Here is a 19,010-nt window from a genome sequence, read left to right on the forward strand (position 1 = left end):
TGGCCCGGAACAGGGCCATGCTGCGACGAGGAATATGATCGCACGAAACTAAACAACTACCAACCCAATCCCTCATCCGGATCGCATCATGGCTCGCCAAGATGCGATCCGGGAACAGCTTAATGCTCAGATGCGATCACGGAATGTTACAGTCGGTTCCGTATCTTCCACCGCACTTCTTGTCCCAAATCCACTCCAAATCGTCTTTTTCCTGCAAATCAACAGAAAATGAAATGGCTGGCGAGGTCAGCGTCAACTTCACGATATTGGCGGTAGCGGACCATGTCTTCTCATCAGTCAAATCAGACAAGATGACGCCTTTGTCTATCTGCATGGTAATTTTACTGTTCGCCAACAAATAAGCCAGATTATCTTGAACGTATTGGCCGATAGGGAAACTTCCGCCGCCTGGCAAGGATACCGATTTATCTCGCGGTATCAGATTATTGAGTGCCGTCAGATAATTTTGATCGCGCTTGAAAAATGGAGTTGCGACACCGGCAATGCTCTGATTCAAGCCAGCAACGATGGCGTCATCTATCTTCGAACTACCAAGATTTACGATATAGTCTCCGATCACTGGCAATATCCAGCTAAGATTGGAGTCGCAATCGGTCGACGAAGAAGGGTTTCCTGAAACTCCCATTCCTGGCAATATCTGCCCCGAGCCTTGTGGAGATCCCATCTGTGCATTGATGGTGAAATTATCGATGGCTGCACTATTAGTGCAGCGGAAACTGATGCCATATTTTTTACCGGAATACCCCATCAGAGTTTGATAACGTGGTGCCTGCACTGTGATACCAACAGTACCATCTTCCGCTGGTGCCAGCGTAAACAGCAAGCTACCTGTCACTTTACCGGAGTAGAACTGCACGCCATTATTCATTGCCTGCTGTTTCAGAAAGGTATTCAGCGTTTTTTCCAAGCTATAGGGACCATTGGTAACCTGATCCGCAAATCTGGTTACCGGCCCCTGGTCCATCCGCTTCTCTGAATAGGAGACACTGCCGCCGGCATAATGGACAGTGGCGATGTACGTCACGGCCGTTACCCGTGGCACCCATGCCGCATGCGCACTGCCGGCAATTAACAGGCAAGACAACAAAGCATATTTCTTCATTCAATTTCCTCAATGTGAAAAATTCATGAATTCAGGTCGCAAGCCGTATTCCCCATAGCCATACAGTCTCCGATAGAAAAAAGAGCGGCCTGCACTACATCACCTGACAGGGTAAGTCGCACAAAATTTTAATGAATTGACATCCAATTCAAAAATAGAAATGTATCATGAAAATAAATCCCCCCCTTTCTCGTGCATCTTATTTAATGAAATTTCAATGAACAGACGAATTGCAGGACTACAGGAGTCAAAAAATAAAAAGCCGAGTTCTGCGCAAGCAGCCCCGACCCCTTTGAGTATTTCGAGAAAAATAGAATAAATGAATTTTAGTGCATCAAGAAGTTTTTCGTTTACAGTATGCACGCCTTGAATAGCACGAACAAATGATGTACTGCATTAGCCTGAAAGAGAAAAAGCATCAATTACCATATAGCAATTGATGCTTTTTTCACAGACGCCCCATGTCGGTGTTACAGGAAGCGATCCAGAATTTTCCGCGTCGTCTTGTCGATATTGAACATGTCGCGTATCAGAAAGTGAATGCCGTGGTTGTCGGCGATCAAGAGCGACGTGGCGCCGATGCGGCGGATGTCTTCCTCGCCTTTCAGCACGAATTGCGTCTCGCCCCGGTCCGTGTCGACATGCCAGGTGCACGGCGTGGCGAAGCTGGAGACGCTTTTCACGCGCGCGATCTCGGGCATGAATTCGCGCCCTTCCAGCTCTTCCTGCAGCAGGCTGCGCGCCGGCTCCGGCAAGGCGTCGAGGCGCTCGATCCACGCCACTTCCTTGCCATTGCCCAGCACCAGCGAAATGCCTTCGTCGGGCGACTGGATGGGGAAGGCGCGCACGGGCGCCACGCCTTCAAAGACCTGGCCGTCCGCGTCCGTCATCACCAGCTTGCCGAAGGTGTCGCGGCTTAATGTAAAAGTTGTACTGGCCATGCTCATTCCTTGTCATCCAGGGCGAGTTCGTTGTTGCGCGCCTGTGCTTCGTAGAGGCGGAAATAGGCGCCCTCTTTCGCCATCAGTTCATCGTGACTGCCCACTTCCACGACCTGGCCGCGGTCCAGCACCACCAGGCGGTCGGCCCGGTGCAGGGTCGACAGCCTGTGCGCGATGGCGATCGTCGTCCGGCCCTGCACCAGGTTGTCCAGCGCCTTTTGAATCTCTTTTTCCGTTTCCGAGTCGACCGACGATGTCGCTTCATCCATGATCAGGATGCGCGGGTCGATCAGCAGGGCGCGGGCGATCGAGATGCGCTGGCGTTCACCGCCGGACAAGCCCTGACCACGCTCGCCCACCATCGAATCGTAGCCTTGCGGCAGGCGCAGGATGAATTCGTGGGCATGCGCGGCGCGCGCGGCGGCGATGATCTCCTGGCGCGTCGCGTGCGGCTTGCCGTAGGCGATATTTTCCGCGATGGTGCCAAAGAACAGGAACGGCTCCTGCAGCACCAGGCCGATATTGCGGCGGTAGTCGGACACGGCGAACGAGCGGATGTCGACGCCATCGAGCAAAATCGCCCCTTCCGACACGTCATAGAAGCGGCAGATCAGGTTGACCAGCGTGCTCTTGCCCGAACCGCTGTGCCCCACCAGGCCGATCATCTCGCCGGCCTTGATGTTCAGCGTGATGCCGCGGTTGACGGCCCGGTTGCCATAGCGGAAACCGACTTCGCGCAGGTCGATGCGTCCTTCGATCTTGTCCAGCTTGACGGGTTGCGCCGGTTCCGGCACGCTCGACACGTGGTCGAGGATGTCGAAGATGCGCTTGGCGGCGGACGCCGATTTCTGCGTCACGGAAACGATGCGGCTCATTGAATCGAGGCGGCCATAGAAGCGCGTGCTGTACGCGATGAAGGCGGTCAGCACGCCGACGGTGATTTCGCCGCGCGACAGTTGCCAGATGCCGAAGCACCAGATGACCAGCAAACCCATCTCCGTCAGGAACGAGACCGTGGGCGAGAACAGCGACCATACCTTGTTCAATTTGTCGTTGACGGCCAGGTTGTGCGCGTTGGCGTCGCGGAAGCGGGCCGCTTCGCGTTTTTCCTGCGCAAACGCCTTCACCACGCGGATGCCGGGAATCGTATCGGCCAGCACGTTGGTCACTTCGCTCCACACGCGGTCGATCTTTTCAAAGCCCGTGCGCAAACGGTCGCGCACCAGGTGGATCATCCAGGCGATGAAGGGCAGCGGCGCCAGGGTCATGATGGCCAGCCAAGGATTCATCGACCACAGGATCACGCCCGTCATGATGATCATCAGCACGTCGGAAGCGAAATCGAGCAAGTGCAGCGAGAGGAAGACGCAGATGCGGTCGCTGCCGCTGCCGATGCGCGCCATCAGGTCGCCCGTGCGCTTGCCGCCGAAAAATTCCAGCGACAGCTTCATCAGGTGTTCATACGTGGCCGAGCGCAAATCGGCGCCCATGCGTTCGGATACGAGGGCCAGCACATAGGTCTTGCCCCAGCCCAGCAGCCAGGCCAGCAGGGCCGAGCCAAGCAAGCCGCTCATGTAGTACACCACCAGCCACGGGTCGATATGCTTGCCGTTCTGATACGGAATCAGCACATTGTCCATCAGCGGCGCCGTCAGGTAAGGCGGAATCATGTGCGCGGCGGTACTCAGCAGCATCAGCATGAAGCCCAGGGCCAGCTGGCCACGGTAGGGATGAGCGAAGCGCCACAGGCGGAACAGGGTCCAGGTGGACGGCGGGGTGTGCAGCACCTTGGCGCAGATCGGGCACTCTTCCTGCTCGGGCTCCAGTGGTGCCTTGCAGCTGGGACACACTTCCTGCTCCGCTTCCAGCACGGGCTGGCCCGTCAGGTGGCTGTCGAGGCGCTCGACGAACTGTTCCAGCACGCGGATCGCATGCAGGTTCTGGCCCAAAGTAAAACGCCATGACGCCAGGCGGCCGTGGTCGTCGAACAGTTCCAGGTGGCCGACACCGGCGTGGTCATGGTGCGTCAGGCGCAGCCCAGGGCGGAAAGACCAGCTTTTCCAGGCGGTATCGCCCGGCGAACGGGCCAGCAAACGCTTCTCGGTGACAACAATTATGCCTTTTGTGAAACGTAATCGCGCATCGAGGTCAACCTCAACGCTACTTAAAACGTTCTCCCCTGGAGAAAGGTTGCTCTCCACTTCCGCCAGCCAGTGTTCAGGCAGCGAGGTGAGGGGAATAGTTGTTGCAGGAACACTCAGTTCAGTTGTCATCGTAAAGCATACTCCGGCTCGAGGCCAAGCCCTTCAGGGCGGGATTTGGGGGATGGGGCAGACGCCCGATCAATGTTTGTGTACTGCGCGATGGCGAGGTGGATGCACCAGTGGCAATTTCCTGTATTGTATCGAATGGATGCCTGCCGGTAAGGAATGATGGCAAAACGGCGCAAAAAAATGGGCGGCCATCGACCAGCGGCAAGTATACAACAGCCCGCTGTTGCGCAAATGCTCCAGCTTGGACCAGAGTCGGTATCTTTATAACAAGTACGGCAACATTTAGTAACAATTAGAATGACAACACCAGCAGAATACGAGAAGCAAACGCGACAGGAGGCCGCTAAAAGTGGCACACTGCGCATACCCGGGATAAAGAACCAAGCACGAGCCTGAAAAGACTCTGTAGAGCCAACATAAAGTATCTGGCGCCCAGACGCCTGGCCTGTTATCAAGAAACCACTTACATGATCAAGAAGAAGAACATCGAATTTGCCCGCGTCACCCACTTGCGCGGCCCCAACATCTGGACTTACCGCCCGGTGATTGAAGCCTGGGTCGACATCGGCGAACTGGAAGACTATCCATCCAATACCCTGCCCGGCCTGTACGAGCGCCTGGTGGCGTGGCTGCCCGGCATGATCGAACACCGCTGCGGCGTGGGCGAACGGGGCGGCTTTTTCGAGCGCCTGCGCGAAGGCACCTGGTCGGCCCATATCCTCGAACACGTGGTGCTGGAATTGCAAAACCTGGCAGGCATGCGCACGGGCTTCGGCCAGACCCGCTCGACCAGCCAGCGCGGCGTCTACAAGATGGCCTTCCGCACGCGCGAAGAGCACGTGGGCCGCGCCGCCCTGGCCGCCGCGCGCGAACTGCTGATGGCTGCCATCAACGATGAAGCCTACGACCTGGAAGCGGCCCTGGCGCCCCTGCGCGAGATGGTCGACGCGCGCTGCCTGGGCCCGAGCACGGCCAGCATCGTCGATGCGGCCACCGAGCGCGGCATCCCTTCGCTGCGCCTGAACGACGGCAACCTGGTGCAACTGGGCCACGGCGCCGCGCAGCGCCGCATCTGGACGGCCGAAACGGACCGCACCAGCGCGATCGCCGAAGGCATAGCCAGCGACAAGGATCTGACCAAATTCCTGCTCAAATCGTGCGGCGTGCGCGTCCCTGAAGGCAGCCTGGTGCGCAGCGCCGAAGCGGCATGGGAAGAAGCGCAGGACATCGGCGTGCCCGTCGTCGTCAAGCCGTATGACGGCAACCATGGCCGCGGCGTGTCACTCAACCTGATGACGGAAAGCGACGTGAAAGCGGCCTACGAACTGGCCGCGCGCAAGGGCGACAGCTCGGCCGTGCTGGTGGAAAGCTTCATCACGGGCGACGAACACCGCCTGCTCGTCGTCGGCAACAAGCTGATCGCGGCCGCCAAGGGCGAATCGCTGTGGGTCGATGGCGACGGCGTCTCGACCGTGCTGGAACTGGTGAACACACAGATCAATACCGATCCGCGCCGCGGCGAAGGCGAAGATTTTCCGCTCGGCACCGTCAAGCCGCATGAATCGGGCGAAATCGTGCTGGAACTGCAGCGCCAGGGCATGACCGCCCTGTCCGTGCCGCAGGCGGGCCAGAAAGTGCTGATCCAGCCGAACGGCAACGTGGCCATCGACGTCACGGACGACGTGCACCCGTCCGTCGCGCATGCGGCCCTGCTGGCCGCGCGCGTGGTGGGCCTCGATATCGCCGGCATCGACCTGGTCACCACCGACATCACGCGTCCGCTGGAAGAGCAGCGCGGCGCCATCATCGAAGTCAATGCCAGCCCTGGCTTGCTGGCGCACATCAAGCCGGGCGTGGGCCAGCCCCGCCCTGTCGGCGCGGCCATCGTCGACCACCTGTTCGCGCCAGAGGAAACGGGCCGCATTCCGCTGATCGGCGTGACGGGAACGCGCGGCGCCAGCCTGATCGTGCGCATGCTGTGCAAGCTGCTCAACCTGTCGGGCCTGCACACGGGCGCCGTCTGCAGCGAAGGCATGTACCTGGACCAGCGCAGAGTCGTCAGCAACGATTGCGTGAACTGGGACGCGGGCCAGCGCCTGCTGCTCAACCGCACCGTGCAGACGGCCCTGTTCGAGAGCAATCCGCGCATGATCCTGGCCGAAGGCCTGGCCTACGACAAGTGCCAGATCGGCATCGTCACGGACATGGGCAGTTTGGAGAGCGTCAAGGATTTCGACGTGCTGGACGATGCGGGCCTGTACAAGGCCGTGCGCAGCCAGGTCGACGTGGTGGTGCCGACGGGCGTGGCCGTGCTGAACGCCGCCAACCCACACGTGCTGGAACTGGCCGAGCTGTGCGACGGCACGGTGACCCTGTATGCGCAGGATGGCAGCTTGGGCGCCATCGCGGCGCAACTGGCCGCCGGCCAGCGTGCCGTGTTCGTGCGCGGCAACCACATCGTGCTGGCCGAAGGCGGCATCGAAACGGTCTTGCTGTGCCTGGACCTGCTGAAGCCGGCCACGGCCGGCAATGTCGACAGCGTGCTGGCAGTCGCGGCCGCCGCCTGGGCCATGAACCTGCCCGTCGACCTGATCTGCGCGGGACTGCGCACCTTTGACGCTGCACCCGGCTGCATCGGCAACTAAGACTCAAGCCCGGCTACGGCCGGGCCCACAAGAACACAATAGGATTACGGTTTAATTATGGAAGTATCTCGCGTACGGGCCTTGCGGGGCCCTAACCTCTGGAGCCACGACACCGCCGTGGAAGCCATTGTTTCCTGCACCACGCAGGAACTCGACATCGCCCAGCTGCCCGGCTTCGAAGCCCGCCTGCGCGCGCGCTTTCCGCAACTGAGCCCGCTGCAACCGCTGGGCAATTACAACGCCGCGCCGATGGCGCAGGTGCTGGAACTGGCGGCGCTGGGCCTGCAGGCGCAAGCCGGCTGCCCCGTCACCTTCAGCCGCACCACACCGACCCTGGAAACGGGCATCTTCCAGGTCGTCGTCGAATACTCGGAAGAAGCCGTCGGCCGCCTGGCTCTGGCCCTGGCGCAGCAGCTGTGCCAGGCCGCGCTCGACGATGCGCCGTTCGACCTGGCCGGCGCCCTGCACCAGTTGCGGGAACTCGATGAAGACGTGCGCCTGGGCCCCTCCACCGGCGCCATCGTCAACGCCGCCTTGGCGCGCAACATCCCGTTCCGCCGCCTGACCGAAGGCAGCCTGGTGACGTTCGGCTGGGGCAGCCGCCAGCGCAAGATCCAGGCTGCCGAAATGGACGGCACCAGCGCGATCGCCGAAGCCATCGCGCAAGACAAGGAACTGACCAAGAAGCTGCTGGACTCGGCCGGCGTGCCGGTGCCGCACGGGCGTGTCGCCGTCGATGCGGACGACGCCTGGGCCGCCGCCTGCGAGATCGGCCTGCCCGTCGTCGTCAAGCCGAAGGATGGCAACCAGGGCAAGGGCGTCACCGTCAATGTCACCACGCGCGAACAGCTGACGGCCGCCTTCCTCGCGGCGCAGGAATTCCGCGACGACATCCTCGTCGAGCGCTATCTGCCGGGCCACGATTTCCGCTTGCTCGTCATCGGCAACAAGATGGTGGCAGCTGCCCGCCGCGACCCGCCGCAAGTGGTGGGCGACGGCCAGCACACGGTGCGCGAACTGGTCGACCAGGTCAACCTGGACCCGCGCCGCGGCAGCGGCCACGCCACCTCGCTGACGAAAATCCGTTTCGACGACATCGCCCTGGCCAGCCTGGCCAAGCAGGGCTATGTGGCCGAATCCGTGCCGCCCGTGGGCCAGCGCGTGGTTTTGCGCAATAACGCCAACCTGTCGACGGGCGGCTCGGCCACCGACGTCACCGTCGACGTGCACCCGGAAGTGGCGGCGCGCGCCGTCGCCGCGGCGCACATGGTGGGCCTGGACATCTGCGGCGTGGACGTCGTTTCCGAAAGCATCTTGAAACCGCTGGAAGAGCAGAACGCCGGCATCGTCGAAGTGAACGCCGCACCGGGCCTGCGCATGCATCTGGCGCCATCGTTCGGCAAACCGCGCCCCGTGGGCGAAGCCATCATCGCCGCCATGTTCGCCGAAGGCGACGATGGCCGCATTCCCGTCGTCGCCGTCACTGGCACCAACGGCAAGACCACCACCGTGCGCCTGATCGCCCACCTGCTCACCACCTCGGGCCTGCGCACCGGCATGACCAATACGGATGGCGTGTACATCGAAGGGCGCCAGATCGACAACGGCGACTGCAGCGGCCCGCGCAGCGCGCGCAACGTGCTGCTGCACCCGGACGTCGACGCGGCCGTGTTCGAAACGGCGCGCGGCGGCATGCTGCGCGAAGGCCTGGCCTTCGACCGCTGCCAGGTCGCCGTGGTGACCAACATCGGCGCGGGCGACCACCTGGGCCTGAACTACATCACCACCGTGGAAGACCTGGCGGTATTGAAAAGAGTGATCGTGCAGAACGTGGCCGACAGCGGCGTGGCCGTGCTGAACGCCACCGACCCGGCCGTGGCGCGCATGGCCAAGAATTGTAGCGGCACGGTGACCTTCTTCGCCGCCGACAAGACGCATCCCGTGATGGCCACGCACCGCGCGCAGGGCAACCGCGTCGTGTACGTGGAAGACGGCAAGCTGGTCGCGGCGCAGGGCAAGGAACGCCACGAGATCGCCCTGTCGCAAGTGCCGATCACGCGCAACGGCGCCATCGGCTTCCAGGTCGACAACGTCATGGCGTCGCTGGCCGCCGCCTGGGCCGTGGGCCTGGACTGGAAAACCATCGCGCTGGGCCTGAAAACCTTCGCCAATGAAGCCGATAATGCACCGGGCCGCTTCAACGTCTTCGATTATCGTGGCGCCACCCTGATCGCCGACTACGGCCACAATCCGGACGCCATCCTGGCGCTGGTGCAGGCCGTCGAAAGCATGCCGGCCAAGCGCCGTTCGGTGGTCATCAGCGGCGCCGGCGACCGCCGCGATGAAGACATCCGCCAGCAGACGGAAATCCTCGGCGCCGCCTTCGACGACGTGCTGCTGTACCAGGACCAGTGCCAGCGCGGCCGCGCTGACGGCGAAGTGGTGGCATTGCTGCGCCAGGGCTTGAACGGCGCCAAGCGCACCAGCCATATCGATGAAATCAACGGCGAATTCGTCGCCATCGACAAGGCCCTGGCGCGCCTCGGCGAAGGCGATTTGTGCCTGATCCTGATCGACCAGGTGGAAGAAGCGCTGGCGCACATCGCCAAGCGCGTCGCCGAAGCCTGAGCGCTTTAACATGCACACAAGGGCGGCCTGCGGGCCGCCCTTTTTCATGGGCGCGCGCCGCCTCCCTGCGCACCGGCATGGTGCAAAAGCCCCCTTGCAAGCTTGCAAAATCAGGCATGAAAATTGCTCATAAGAAAACATAAATGAGCTGACGAGAAGGTGGGGCACGCATGGTGGGCAGAATCTCGCGCATGATCGGGAAATTGACGGTGGGGCGCAAACTGGCGCTGATCTATTTGCTCGATCTGTCCGCCGTGATCTTCATTTCCGGCATCCTCATCAACGAAAAATACCTCGCCATCGATTTCTCGCGCAAGGAGATGGCGGGCAACGACTACATCGCCGCCATCCGCGATGCGCTGCTGCCCCTGACGCGGACTACGCTGCAACCTGGCACGCAAGCCGCAGCTGTGGAGCAGGCCGAACGCAGCTTCGGCGCGGGCATGCGCAGCGCCGAACTGAATGCGCAATTTGCCGTCCTGCTGCGCCAGGCCGGCAGCGCTCCCGCTGCGCCGGACGACGGCATCGCGCCCTCGCCCGCCTTCGTCGCCGGACGCGCACTGCTCACGCGCGTGGGCAACCAGTCGAACCTGATCCTCGACCCGGACCTGGACAGCTACTACACGATGTCGCTGGTGATCCTGCGCTTTCCGGAACTGCTGGAAGTGATCAACAGCACGCGCGCCCTGGCCCTGCAACTGGCAATGGCCGAAGGCGCGCAGCGCCAGCGTCTGCAGACCCAGTTCCTGATTCTGGAAGGGCGCATGGACGCCACCATGGGCGGCATCGGCAGCGACTACACGGAGGCGTTCGCAGCCAGCACGCCGCTGCTGCGCCAGCACCTGGACGGCTCGCGCGCGGCCCTGCAGCAAGCTGTGGCGCAATTTCGCGCCAGTACCCAGGCGCTGGCCGGCGCACCGGCCCATGCCGACCGCAGCGCCGCCCTGCTGCGGCACGATGCGGCCGCCGCCATGGCCCTGCGGCATGCCTGGCGCGCGGCGGAAGGCGAACTGCACCGCCTGATCCAGCTGCGCGTGGACGGCTTTTTCACGCGCATGTGGCTGCACCTGGGCACGGCCGTGCTGCTGCTGATGATGATACTGGGCCTGGTGTTTTTCGTCGCGCGCCAGATCGCCCTGCCCATCCGCCGCCTGGCGCGCGTGGCGCAGGAAGTGCGCGAAACGGGCGACCATAGCCTGCGCGCCGTCTGGGACAGCGAGGACGAAACGGGGCGCCTGGTCAGCGCCTTCAATACCATGCTGCAGCAGCTCGACTTCCAGCGCATGGCGCAGCAGGAACTGGTGGCGCGCGCCAGCGCGGCCGACGCGCAGCGCCAGCTGGTCGACGCCATTCCCATCCCGCTGATGGTCACCTCGATCCCGCATCACCAGGTGCTGCACGCGAACCAGGCCGCGCACGCGTGGCGGGGCGGCCTGGAACTCGATCCGTGGGTGGGCGGCATGAGTCCGCAAGCCCGTTCGCGCTTCTTCCAGCGCTTGAGCGACCTGGGCGCCGTCGACGAATTCGAGGTGTGCTGGAGCGGCGGCGGCACGCCCACCTGGGCCCTGATTTCCGCGCGCCTGATCGACTACCAGGGCCAGCGCGCCGTGCTGTCGACCTTCACGCCGATCAACAAGATGAAGCTGATGGAGTCGCGCCTGGAACTGTGGGCCAAGGTCTTCGAGGCGTCGGCCGAAAGCCTGATCGTGATGGATGCCGGCATGCGCATCATCACCGTCAACCAGGCCTTCCGCCGCCATTCGCTGTACGACATGGTGGAGCTGATCGGCAAGCGCCCAGCCTTCCTGCTCGCGCCCGACAACCCTCCAGAGCAGCTCGGCAGCCTGCGCCGGACCCTGGCGCGGCGCGGCTACTGGCAGGGCGAGATATGGGTGCAGCGCAAGTCGCTGGAAAGCTATCCGGCCTGGCTGGTGATGAACGCCGTGCGCGGTCTCGATGGCGTCACCACGCATTTCATCGCCAGCTCGCTCGACATCAGCGAACGCAAGGCCAGCGAGCGGCAGATCGAGCACATGGCCCACCACGATGCGTTGACGGGACTGGCGAACCGCCACGTGTCGAAACTGCGCCTGGCGGCCGCCATCGCGCAGGCGCGCCGCAGCGGCGAAAAGGTGGGCGTGCTGTTCGTCGACCTGGACCGCTTCAAGCACGTCAACGACGCGCTGGGCCACCACGTGGGCGACGCGCTGCTGCAATCGGTCTCAAAGCGCCTGCTGCAGCTGGTGCGCGAAGGCGACACCGTCAGCCGCCTGGGCGGCGATGAATTCGTCGTCATCCTCAACGGCATCGGCGACGCGGAGGCCATCGGCGCGCTGCTCGACACACGCTTGATACCGGCCATGCGCCAGCCGCACCAGGTGGAAGGCAGCGAGCTGTATGTCTCGTGCAGCGTGGGCGTGGCCATCTACCCGGACCACGGCGGCGACATGGATACCCTGATGCGCCACGCCGATGCGGCCATGTACCAGGCCAAGAGCGGCGGGCGGGATCATGCGCGCATGTTCACGCCGCAGATGCAGGAGCAGCAGTTGCAGCAGCTGCACCTGGAAAGCGATCTGCGCCACGCCATCGAACGGCAGGAACTGGTGCTGTACTACCAGCCGCGCATCGATGCGACGAGCAAGCGCCTGAATGGCGTGGAAAGCCTGATCCGCTGGCAGCACCCGCAGCACGGCCTGATCGCGCCCGACAGCTTCATACCCGCAGCCGAGGAATCGGGCCTGATCGTCGCCATCGGCGCGTGGGTCATCCGCGAAGCGTGCCGCCAGCAGGTGGCCTGGCGCGAGGCGGGCGCGGGCGACATCGCCGTGTCGATCAACCTGTCGGCCATCCAGTTGAAAAGCGGCGGCCTGGTGGCCACCTTGCGCGAAGTGCTGCGCGAGTTTCCCGTCTCGCCGGGACAGATCGAATTCGAACTGACCGAGTCTATCCTGATGGACAACGTGGACGACATCATCGCCACCCTGCACGCCATCAAGGCGCTCGGTTTTGCGCTGTCGATCGACGATTTCGGCACCGGCTATTCGAGCCTGAACTACCTGTGCCGCTTCCCGCTCGACAAGCTGAAGATCGACATGAGCTTCGTGCAGGACATCCACGGTTCGCCGCAAAACCTGGCGGTGACAAAAGCCATCATCGGCCTTGGCCATACGCTGGGCTTGACGGTGACCGCCGAGGGCGTGGAAAGCGCGGCCGATGCCGACGTGCTGCGCCACGCCGGCTGCGATGAATTACAAGGGTATTACTTTGCCCGCCCCATGCCGCAGGCGCACTTCATGGCCTGGCTGGCGCACAGCGCCGCGCCCTGCGCCGCCTGAGACTTGCTGTGGAGCGCCCGCAACGCGCGCGCCGGATTCGACAACACGCGCCGCGCCGCCAGGGCGCATGAATGCAGCAGGGATACCGGAATTGGTATTGACATCGCAAAAGAAGTCATTTGTGGCGCAAAGTCATTCCCACCTACCATGATTCTTGAGCAAGTTCCAGCTCTGGCGGCGACTGCCGCAGCGTTCTCAACATAACTAAAATACAGGTGGAGGCAAGATGAAGCATTTGATGGCAACGGGCACCCGCACGCCCAAGCAAAACACACGGCTGACCTTGAAGGCCACGGTGGCCGCCCTGGCCGGCGCCGGCTTGCTGAGCAGCGCTTCCGTCTGGGCGCAACAGGCGCCCGCCGTGGAAACACCGACGGAAGAAACGGCACCGGCAGCGGCGCCAGCCGACCATGCCGGCATCGCCGTGGTGGCCGTCACGGGCGTGCGCCGCGCCGCGCAAAGCGCGCAGACGATTAAGAAAAACAACGACCAGGTGGTCGACTCCATCGTCGCCGATGAAATCGGCAAATTCCCCGACAAGAACGTGGCCGAAATCCTCGGCCGCGTGACGGGCGTGCAGATCCGCCGCGAAGGCGGCGAAGCGGGTACCGTCATCATCCGCGGCCTGCCCGGCGTGGTGACCCTGCTCAACGGCCGCGAAATGTTCACCTCCGTGGGCCGCAGCCTGTACCTGGCCGACATCCCGACGGCCATGCTGCAGCGCGTGGACGTGTACAAATCGCAGGGCGCCGACATGGTCGAAGGCGGCACGGCCGGCGTGGTCGACGTGCGCACCAACCGCCCGTTCGACTTCAAGGGCTTTACGGCGTCGGGCAACGTGCGCGCCGAGCACCGCGACAAATCCGGCTCGACGGACCCGAACGTCAGCGGCATGGTCTCGAACCGCTGGAAGACCCAATACGGCGAATTCGGCGCCCTGCTCGGCCTGTCCTACCAGCGCGGCAAATACTATGACGAGACGATCTGGAATGCCGAACCCGTCAAGCGCCCGGAGGCCGGCAACATCACGGGCCCCGACTCCGTCGGCATGATCCCGACCGTGGGCGACCGCAAGCGCTACGCGGCCAACGCCGCCTTCCAGTGGCGCCCGAACTCGCAGGTGGAAGTGTATGCGGAAGGCATGTCAACCCTGATCAAGCACGCCTTCGACAGCCAGTTCTTCGTCGGTTCCCTGCCCTGGGGCCAGAACCCGGACATCACCCTGATCCCCGGCACCAGCCAGGCGGCCACGGTGGGCAAGATCGACGGTCCCTGGTCGCCATTCACGCTCGGCTCGACCCAGGCGCGGCGCGACCGCTCGATCGGCTCGCAAGGCGCCATCGGCGCGCGCTGGGACATCACGCCGCAGCTGCGCGCCACCACAGAACTGGCGCGCACGGTGAGCAACTTCGAGCGCGAATTCCCCATCCTCGACTTCCTCGCGCATCCGACCAGCGTGATCGGCAGCACGAACGTGAACGGCGGCGCGCAGATCAGCTACCCCGGCTACAACATGCTGGACCCGAAGAACTACACCCTGCTCGGCTTCTACGATAATCACAGCCACGACGAAGGCAGCTCGACCGACTGGCGCGGCGACGTCACCTACGACATGGACAGCACGGGCTTCTTCCGCGAATTTTCGGGCGGCGTGCGCCTGGCCAAGCGCAAGGCCGAATCGATCCGCGAAAAAAATGGCCAGGGCGGCCTGACGTCGACCATGTACGCCGATGCGATTCCCGGCCTGGCCTGCACCTCGCACAAGAACACGGGCAACTTCGGCCTGCAAAGCTGGCTCACGCCATGCCGCGACTTCATGCTCAATAACACGGATACCTTGCGCCAGCTGTTTACGGGCAGCAGCGAGCGCAGCCCCGACGATCCGATGACCCACTTCAAGGACGTGGAAAAAACCAATGCCGTCTACGGCAAGGCGCGCATCGGCTTTGACCTGGCGCAAGTGCCGGTCGATGGCACCCTGGGCGTGCGCGTGGTGCAGACCAAGCAGGACTTGCAAGGCAATTCCTCGCAAAACGGCATCGTCACGCCCGTGCGCGTGAAGACGTCGGACACGGACGTGCTGCCCAGCCTGACGCTGAAAGCCATGCTGCGCCAGGACCTGATCGCCCGCCTGACGGCCGGCAAGGCCGTGCAGCGCCCGAACTTCGCCGACTTCAACCCCGGCGTGACCCTGGGCCAGAGCCTGGAGATGGTGCGCCCGACAGGCAGCGGCGGCAATCCCGACCTCAAACCCGTGGAAGGCAAAAACCTCGATGCAGCGCTGGAATGGTATTTCGCGCAGACGGGCTCCGTCACGGCCACCGTGTTCCGCCACAACTTCAAGAATTACATCCTGTCCGGTTCGGCCAAGGAAACGTATGGCGGCATCGAGTACGACATCACGCGCCCGCGCAACACGTCGAAGGGCCATCTGCAAGGCATGGAAATGGCCTACCAGCAGTTCTACGACAAGCTGCCAGGCTGGATGGGCGGCCTCGGCCTGCAGGCGAACGCCACCTACATGACGGGCGAGCTGGAAGAATTGAATGGCAGCGCGCACCCGTTCACGGGCATGTCGAAGTGGTCGGCCAATATCGTCGGCCTGTACGAACAGGGACCATGGTCGGCGCGCCTGGCCTACAGCTGGCGCGACAAGTACGTCGACGACTACAACTACCGCGGCAAGGGCATCCACCTGACCGTGGCGCCGACGAAAACCCTGGACGCGTCGGTGTCGTACAAGCTCAATCCGCACACCACGGTGACGCTGGACGCCAACAACCTGCTCGACTCGACCTACCGCGACTACCACGACACGCCGGACTATGTGCGCGATGTGCGGCGCTATGACAAGGTCGTCGGTTTGTCGCTCCGCTGGAGTTACTAGTGGACACCTGACCAAACCGGCTGCGCGGCGCGCTTTGCGGCCGGCGATGCTCACGGCACTACAGTGCCGCGGCGCTTCTCGGCCACAAATCACTGCCGCTCGCGATGGTTTTGTCAGGCGTCGAAACGTCGTTGAAATACATGTTTTTCTTTCTTGAGGGTTTACAACGCCAGCCGGCAACGGTTGGCGTTGCTTTGTGGAATCTATCCGACACAGGAATTGATCTGGCGCAAAGTGGCGCCGCCGGGGCGCTTTTATGCTGGCAGCTTGACTAGCGAACCCGGCGGGGACAGCATGCGCAATGCACGGCCCATCGACACACACTTGTTCCAGCCCGACATCCCGGTGCGGCTCGACATGCGCACCGCGGCGCTGGTCGAGCATGCGCTGGCCTTGCAGGAAATGGCTGGCACGGGCGCCGCCGCCCTGTTTTTATACTGCCACGACGTGCCGCTGCCCACCGCCCTGCGCGTGCTGACGACGGGACCGCGCCGCCAGCCGGCCGGGCCGCACCTGTTTGCCCGCCTGCGCCCGCGCACGGCTGCCCTGGCGCAAGGCTTGCCGCTACCGGCCCGCTGACGAATCCTGTACCATCGCCGCAACCTATCCAATGAGGCACGGCGATGCAGGCAGCGACACCCCACTCCTATGCAGCACTGATGGACCTGATCAAGGCGCGCCATGCGCAGCTGAGCCCGCAATTCCAGGCCGGCGCGCGCTACCTGGCCGACCATCCGGACGAGGTGGCCGTGTCGTCGATGCGCAGCATCGCCGCGCGCGCCCAAGTGCAGTCGGCCGCCCTCGTGCGTCTGGCGCAGCAACTGGGCTTTGCCGGCTGGCCGGAACTCAAAGCCATCTTCGTCGAACGCCTGCGCGCGGGACCCGCCGGCTACGCGGCAAAGGCGGGCGCGCTGGCCGGCAAGGAAGGAAATCTTGTCACCGAAGTATTCACGGTGCAGCAGCGCAATCTGGCCGCCACGGAAAGCGTCAACCATGACGCCCTGGATGCGGCCGCCAACCTGCTGCAGGCAGCGCCCCGCGTGCACGTGGCGGGCTTTCGCGCCGCCCACCCGATCGCCTACACCCTGCACTACCTGTACCGGCTGCTGCGCCCCAGCGTGCAGCTGCTGAGCGGTCAGGGCGGCACGCTGGAAATGGATTTGCGCGCCCTGCAGGCCGGGGAGGCCGTCGTCGTCGTCAGCTTCGCACCGTATTCGAGCGAAGCGCTGCTGGTGGCGCAGGCGGCGCGCCAGGCCGGCTGTGCGGTGGTCGCCATCAGCGACAGCGCCATGTCGCCGCTGGCCCTGCAGGCCGACGCCAGCATCGTCATCGCCGTCGACAGCCCCTCGTTCTTCCCCTCCATCGTGGCCGGCGTTGCGGCCGTGGAAAGCCTGGTGGAACTGCTGGTGGCGCGCGCGGGGCCCGATGCCGTGCACGCCATCGGCGCGGCGGAAAGCCAGTTGCGGGCGCTGGGCGCCTACGCAAAAACATCAAATGATGCAAATTAACACTAAATACATCAAACGTTGCAAATGAGTACAACGCAGCCTATACTCGGCCATCCCCCACTTGCCGACAAGAAAGCGATGCCCATGAGCCATGTCTTCCACCGCAGCTTGACCGCCAGCTATCCTGTCGCCATGGGCGGCGATGGCCCTTACCTGATCGATGCGCAGGGCAAGCGCTACCTGGACGCCTGCGGCGGCGCGGCCGTCTCTTGCCTGGGCCATTCGGATGCGGCCGTCATCGCCGCCGTGCAGCAGCAGATTGCCACGCTGGCGTACGCGCACAGCGCGTTCTTTACCAGTGAGCCGATGGAGCAACTGGCCGATTTTCTCGTCGCCCGGGCGCCTGCCGGCATCGACAGCGTGTTTTTCGTCTCGGGCGGCTCGGAAGCGGTGGAAAGCGCGCTCAAGATGGCGCGCCAGTATTTCGTCGAGCGGGGCCAGCCGCAGCGCCGCCACGTCATCGCCCGCCGCCAGAGCTACCACGGCAACACCCTGGGTGCGCTGGCCACGGGCGGCAACGCCTGGCGCCGCCAGCAATTCGAGCCGCTGCTGATTGGCGTGACCCATGTGTCTCCCTGCTATGCTTACCGCGACCAGCCGGCCCATGAAACGGATGGCGACTACGTGGCGCGCCTGGGCCAGGAGCTGGAAGACAACATCGCCGCACTGGGTGCGGACAACGTCATTGCCTTCATCGCCGAACCCGTCGTCGGCGCCACGGCCGGCGCCCTGCCCGCAGTAAACGGCTACTTCCAGCGCATGCGCGCCATCTGCCAGCGCCACGGCATCCTCTTGATCCTCGACGAAGTCATGTGCGGCATGGGGCGCACGGGCAGCCTGTTCGCCTGCGAGCAGGAAGCCATCACCGCCGACCTGATCTGCATCGCCAAGGGCCTGGGCGCCGGCTACCAGCCCATCGGCGCCGTGATGGTGTCAAAAGACATCCGCGACACCCTCCGCGCCGGCACGGGCTTCTTCCAGCATGGCCACACGTATATCGGCCACGCCACGGCCTGCGCCGCCGCCCTGGCCGTGCAGCGGCAGATCGAGGAACGCGATTTATTGGCCAACGTGCGCGCCATGGGGGGCTTGCTGAACGAACGACTGCACCAGCGTTTCGACGACCATGCGCACGTGGGTGACATCCGCGGCCGCGGCCTGTTCCTGGGACTGGAACTGGTGCAGGACCGCGCCAGCAAACACCCGTTCGACCCGGCCCGCCGCCTGCACGCGCGCATCAAGGCGCAAGCCATGCAGGGCGGGCTGATGTGCTACCCCATGGGCGGCACCATCGACGGCCTGCACGGCGACCATATCCTGCTGGCGCCGCCCTACATCATCGACGCCAGCCACGTCGATGAGCTCGTCGACAAGCTGGGCGCGGCCATCGACGCCTGCGTGCGCTAGCCGCGCCCGCTGTTGCCCACGGTGGACATCAGGCTGGCGCCGCAGCTGGTCTTGTGGCCGTCAAAGGCCACGGGCACGCCATCGATCAGCACCTGCGGATCACCCTCGGCGATCACGCAGCGCACGTGACCCTTGATCGGACACACGCAAGGGTCGCCCTTGCGCGCCACGGCCACGCCCAGCACCGTACTGTTCGGCGCCGCCCCCACCACCTTGCCGCCATGGCTGGTGGGGTCGTTCAAACGGATCACGCCGCGCAT

11 protein-coding genes are annotated in these 19,010 nt (G+C 63.7%); 7 read left to right on the plus strand and 4 right to left on the minus strand.

Annotated elements, in window-relative coordinates:
- Window positions 1–136: 136 nt before the first annotated feature.
- The 3 genes from AC54AF_RS16755 to AC54AF_RS16765 form a co-directional block, all read right to left on the minus strand.
- A complete protein-coding gene (locus AC54AF_RS16755) occupies window positions 137–1,123 on the minus strand; it encodes a hypothetical protein (protein ID WP_496637457.1) in 987 nt (328 codons plus the stop codon).
- Between the two features lie 470 nt (window positions 1,124–1,593).
- Window positions 1,594–2,064: a cyanophycin metabolism-associated DUF1854 family protein gene (locus tag AC54AF_RS16760; protein ID WP_496637458.1), complete on the minus strand. Its 471-nt coding sequence runs from the start codon at window positions 2,062–2,064 to the stop codon at window positions 1,594–1,596.
- 2 nt (window positions 2,065–2,066) lie between these two features.
- The gene (locus AC54AF_RS16765; protein ID WP_230541145.1) at window positions 2,067–4,337 is read right to left on the minus strand and encodes a cyanophycin metabolism-associated ABC transporter; all 2,271 of its coding nucleotides are present in this window, start codon (window positions 4,335–4,337) and stop codon (window positions 2,067–2,069) included.
- A 467-nt stretch (window positions 4,338–4,804) separates the two neighbouring features.
- On the opposite strand from AC54AF_RS16765, the gene AC54AF_RS16770 reads away from it, so the two are divergent.
- From AC54AF_RS16770 to AC54AF_RS16800, 7 genes are all read left to right on the plus strand, one after another.
- Window positions 4,805–6,982 (plus strand): cyanophycin synthetase, encoded by a 2,178-nt coding sequence (locus AC54AF_RS16770; protein ID WP_496637459.1) that lies wholly within the window; start codon window positions 4,805–4,807, stop codon window positions 6,980–6,982.
- Between the two features lie 57 nt (window positions 6,983–7,039).
- A complete protein-coding gene (gene cphA, locus AC54AF_RS16775; protein ID WP_496637460.1) occupies window positions 7,040–9,610 on the plus strand; it encodes a cyanophycin synthetase in 2,571 nt (856 codons plus the stop codon).
- Window positions 9,611–9,801: 191 nt separating this feature from the next.
- Window positions 9,802–12,948, plus strand: a complete 3,147-nt coding sequence (locus tag AC54AF_RS16780) for an EAL domain-containing protein (RefSeq protein WP_496637461.1) — start codon at window positions 9,802–9,804, stop codon at window positions 12,946–12,948.
- A gap of 226 nt (window positions 12,949–13,174) precedes the next feature.
- Complete coding sequence (locus tag AC54AF_RS16785; protein WP_496637462.1) at window positions 13,175–15,835, plus strand: TonB-dependent receptor; 2,661 nt, start codon at window positions 13,175–13,177, stop codon at window positions 15,833–15,835.
- Between the two features lie 294 nt (window positions 15,836–16,129).
- Window positions 16,130–16,414 (plus strand): hypothetical protein, encoded by a 285-nt coding sequence (locus tag AC54AF_RS16790; protein WP_496637463.1) that lies wholly within the window; start codon window positions 16,130–16,132, stop codon window positions 16,412–16,414.
- Window positions 16,415–16,494: 80 nt separating this feature from the next.
- Window positions 16,495–17,343 (plus strand): MurR/RpiR family transcriptional regulator, encoded by an 849-nt coding sequence (locus AC54AF_RS16795; RefSeq protein ID WP_496637464.1) that lies wholly within the window; start codon window positions 16,495–16,497, stop codon window positions 17,341–17,343.
- Between the two features lie 84 nt (window positions 17,344–17,427).
- Window positions 17,428–18,750, plus strand: coding sequence for an aspartate aminotransferase family protein (locus tag AC54AF_RS16800; RefSeq protein ID WP_496637465.1), 1,323 nt, complete (start codon window positions 17,428–17,430; stop codon window positions 18,748–18,750).
- On the opposite strand, the gene AC54AF_RS16805 is transcribed toward AC54AF_RS16800, so the two are convergent.
- Window positions 18,747–19,010 carry a PAAR domain-containing protein gene (locus AC54AF_RS16805; protein WP_099379104.1) on the minus strand — a complete coding sequence of 88 codons (264 nt, stop codon included), beginning with the start codon at window positions 19,008–19,010 and terminating at the stop codon, window positions 18,747–18,749. The genes AC54AF_RS16800 and AC54AF_RS16805 overlap by 4 nt on opposite strands.

Source organism: Janthinobacterium sp. JF4 (genome assembly GCF_059617925.1).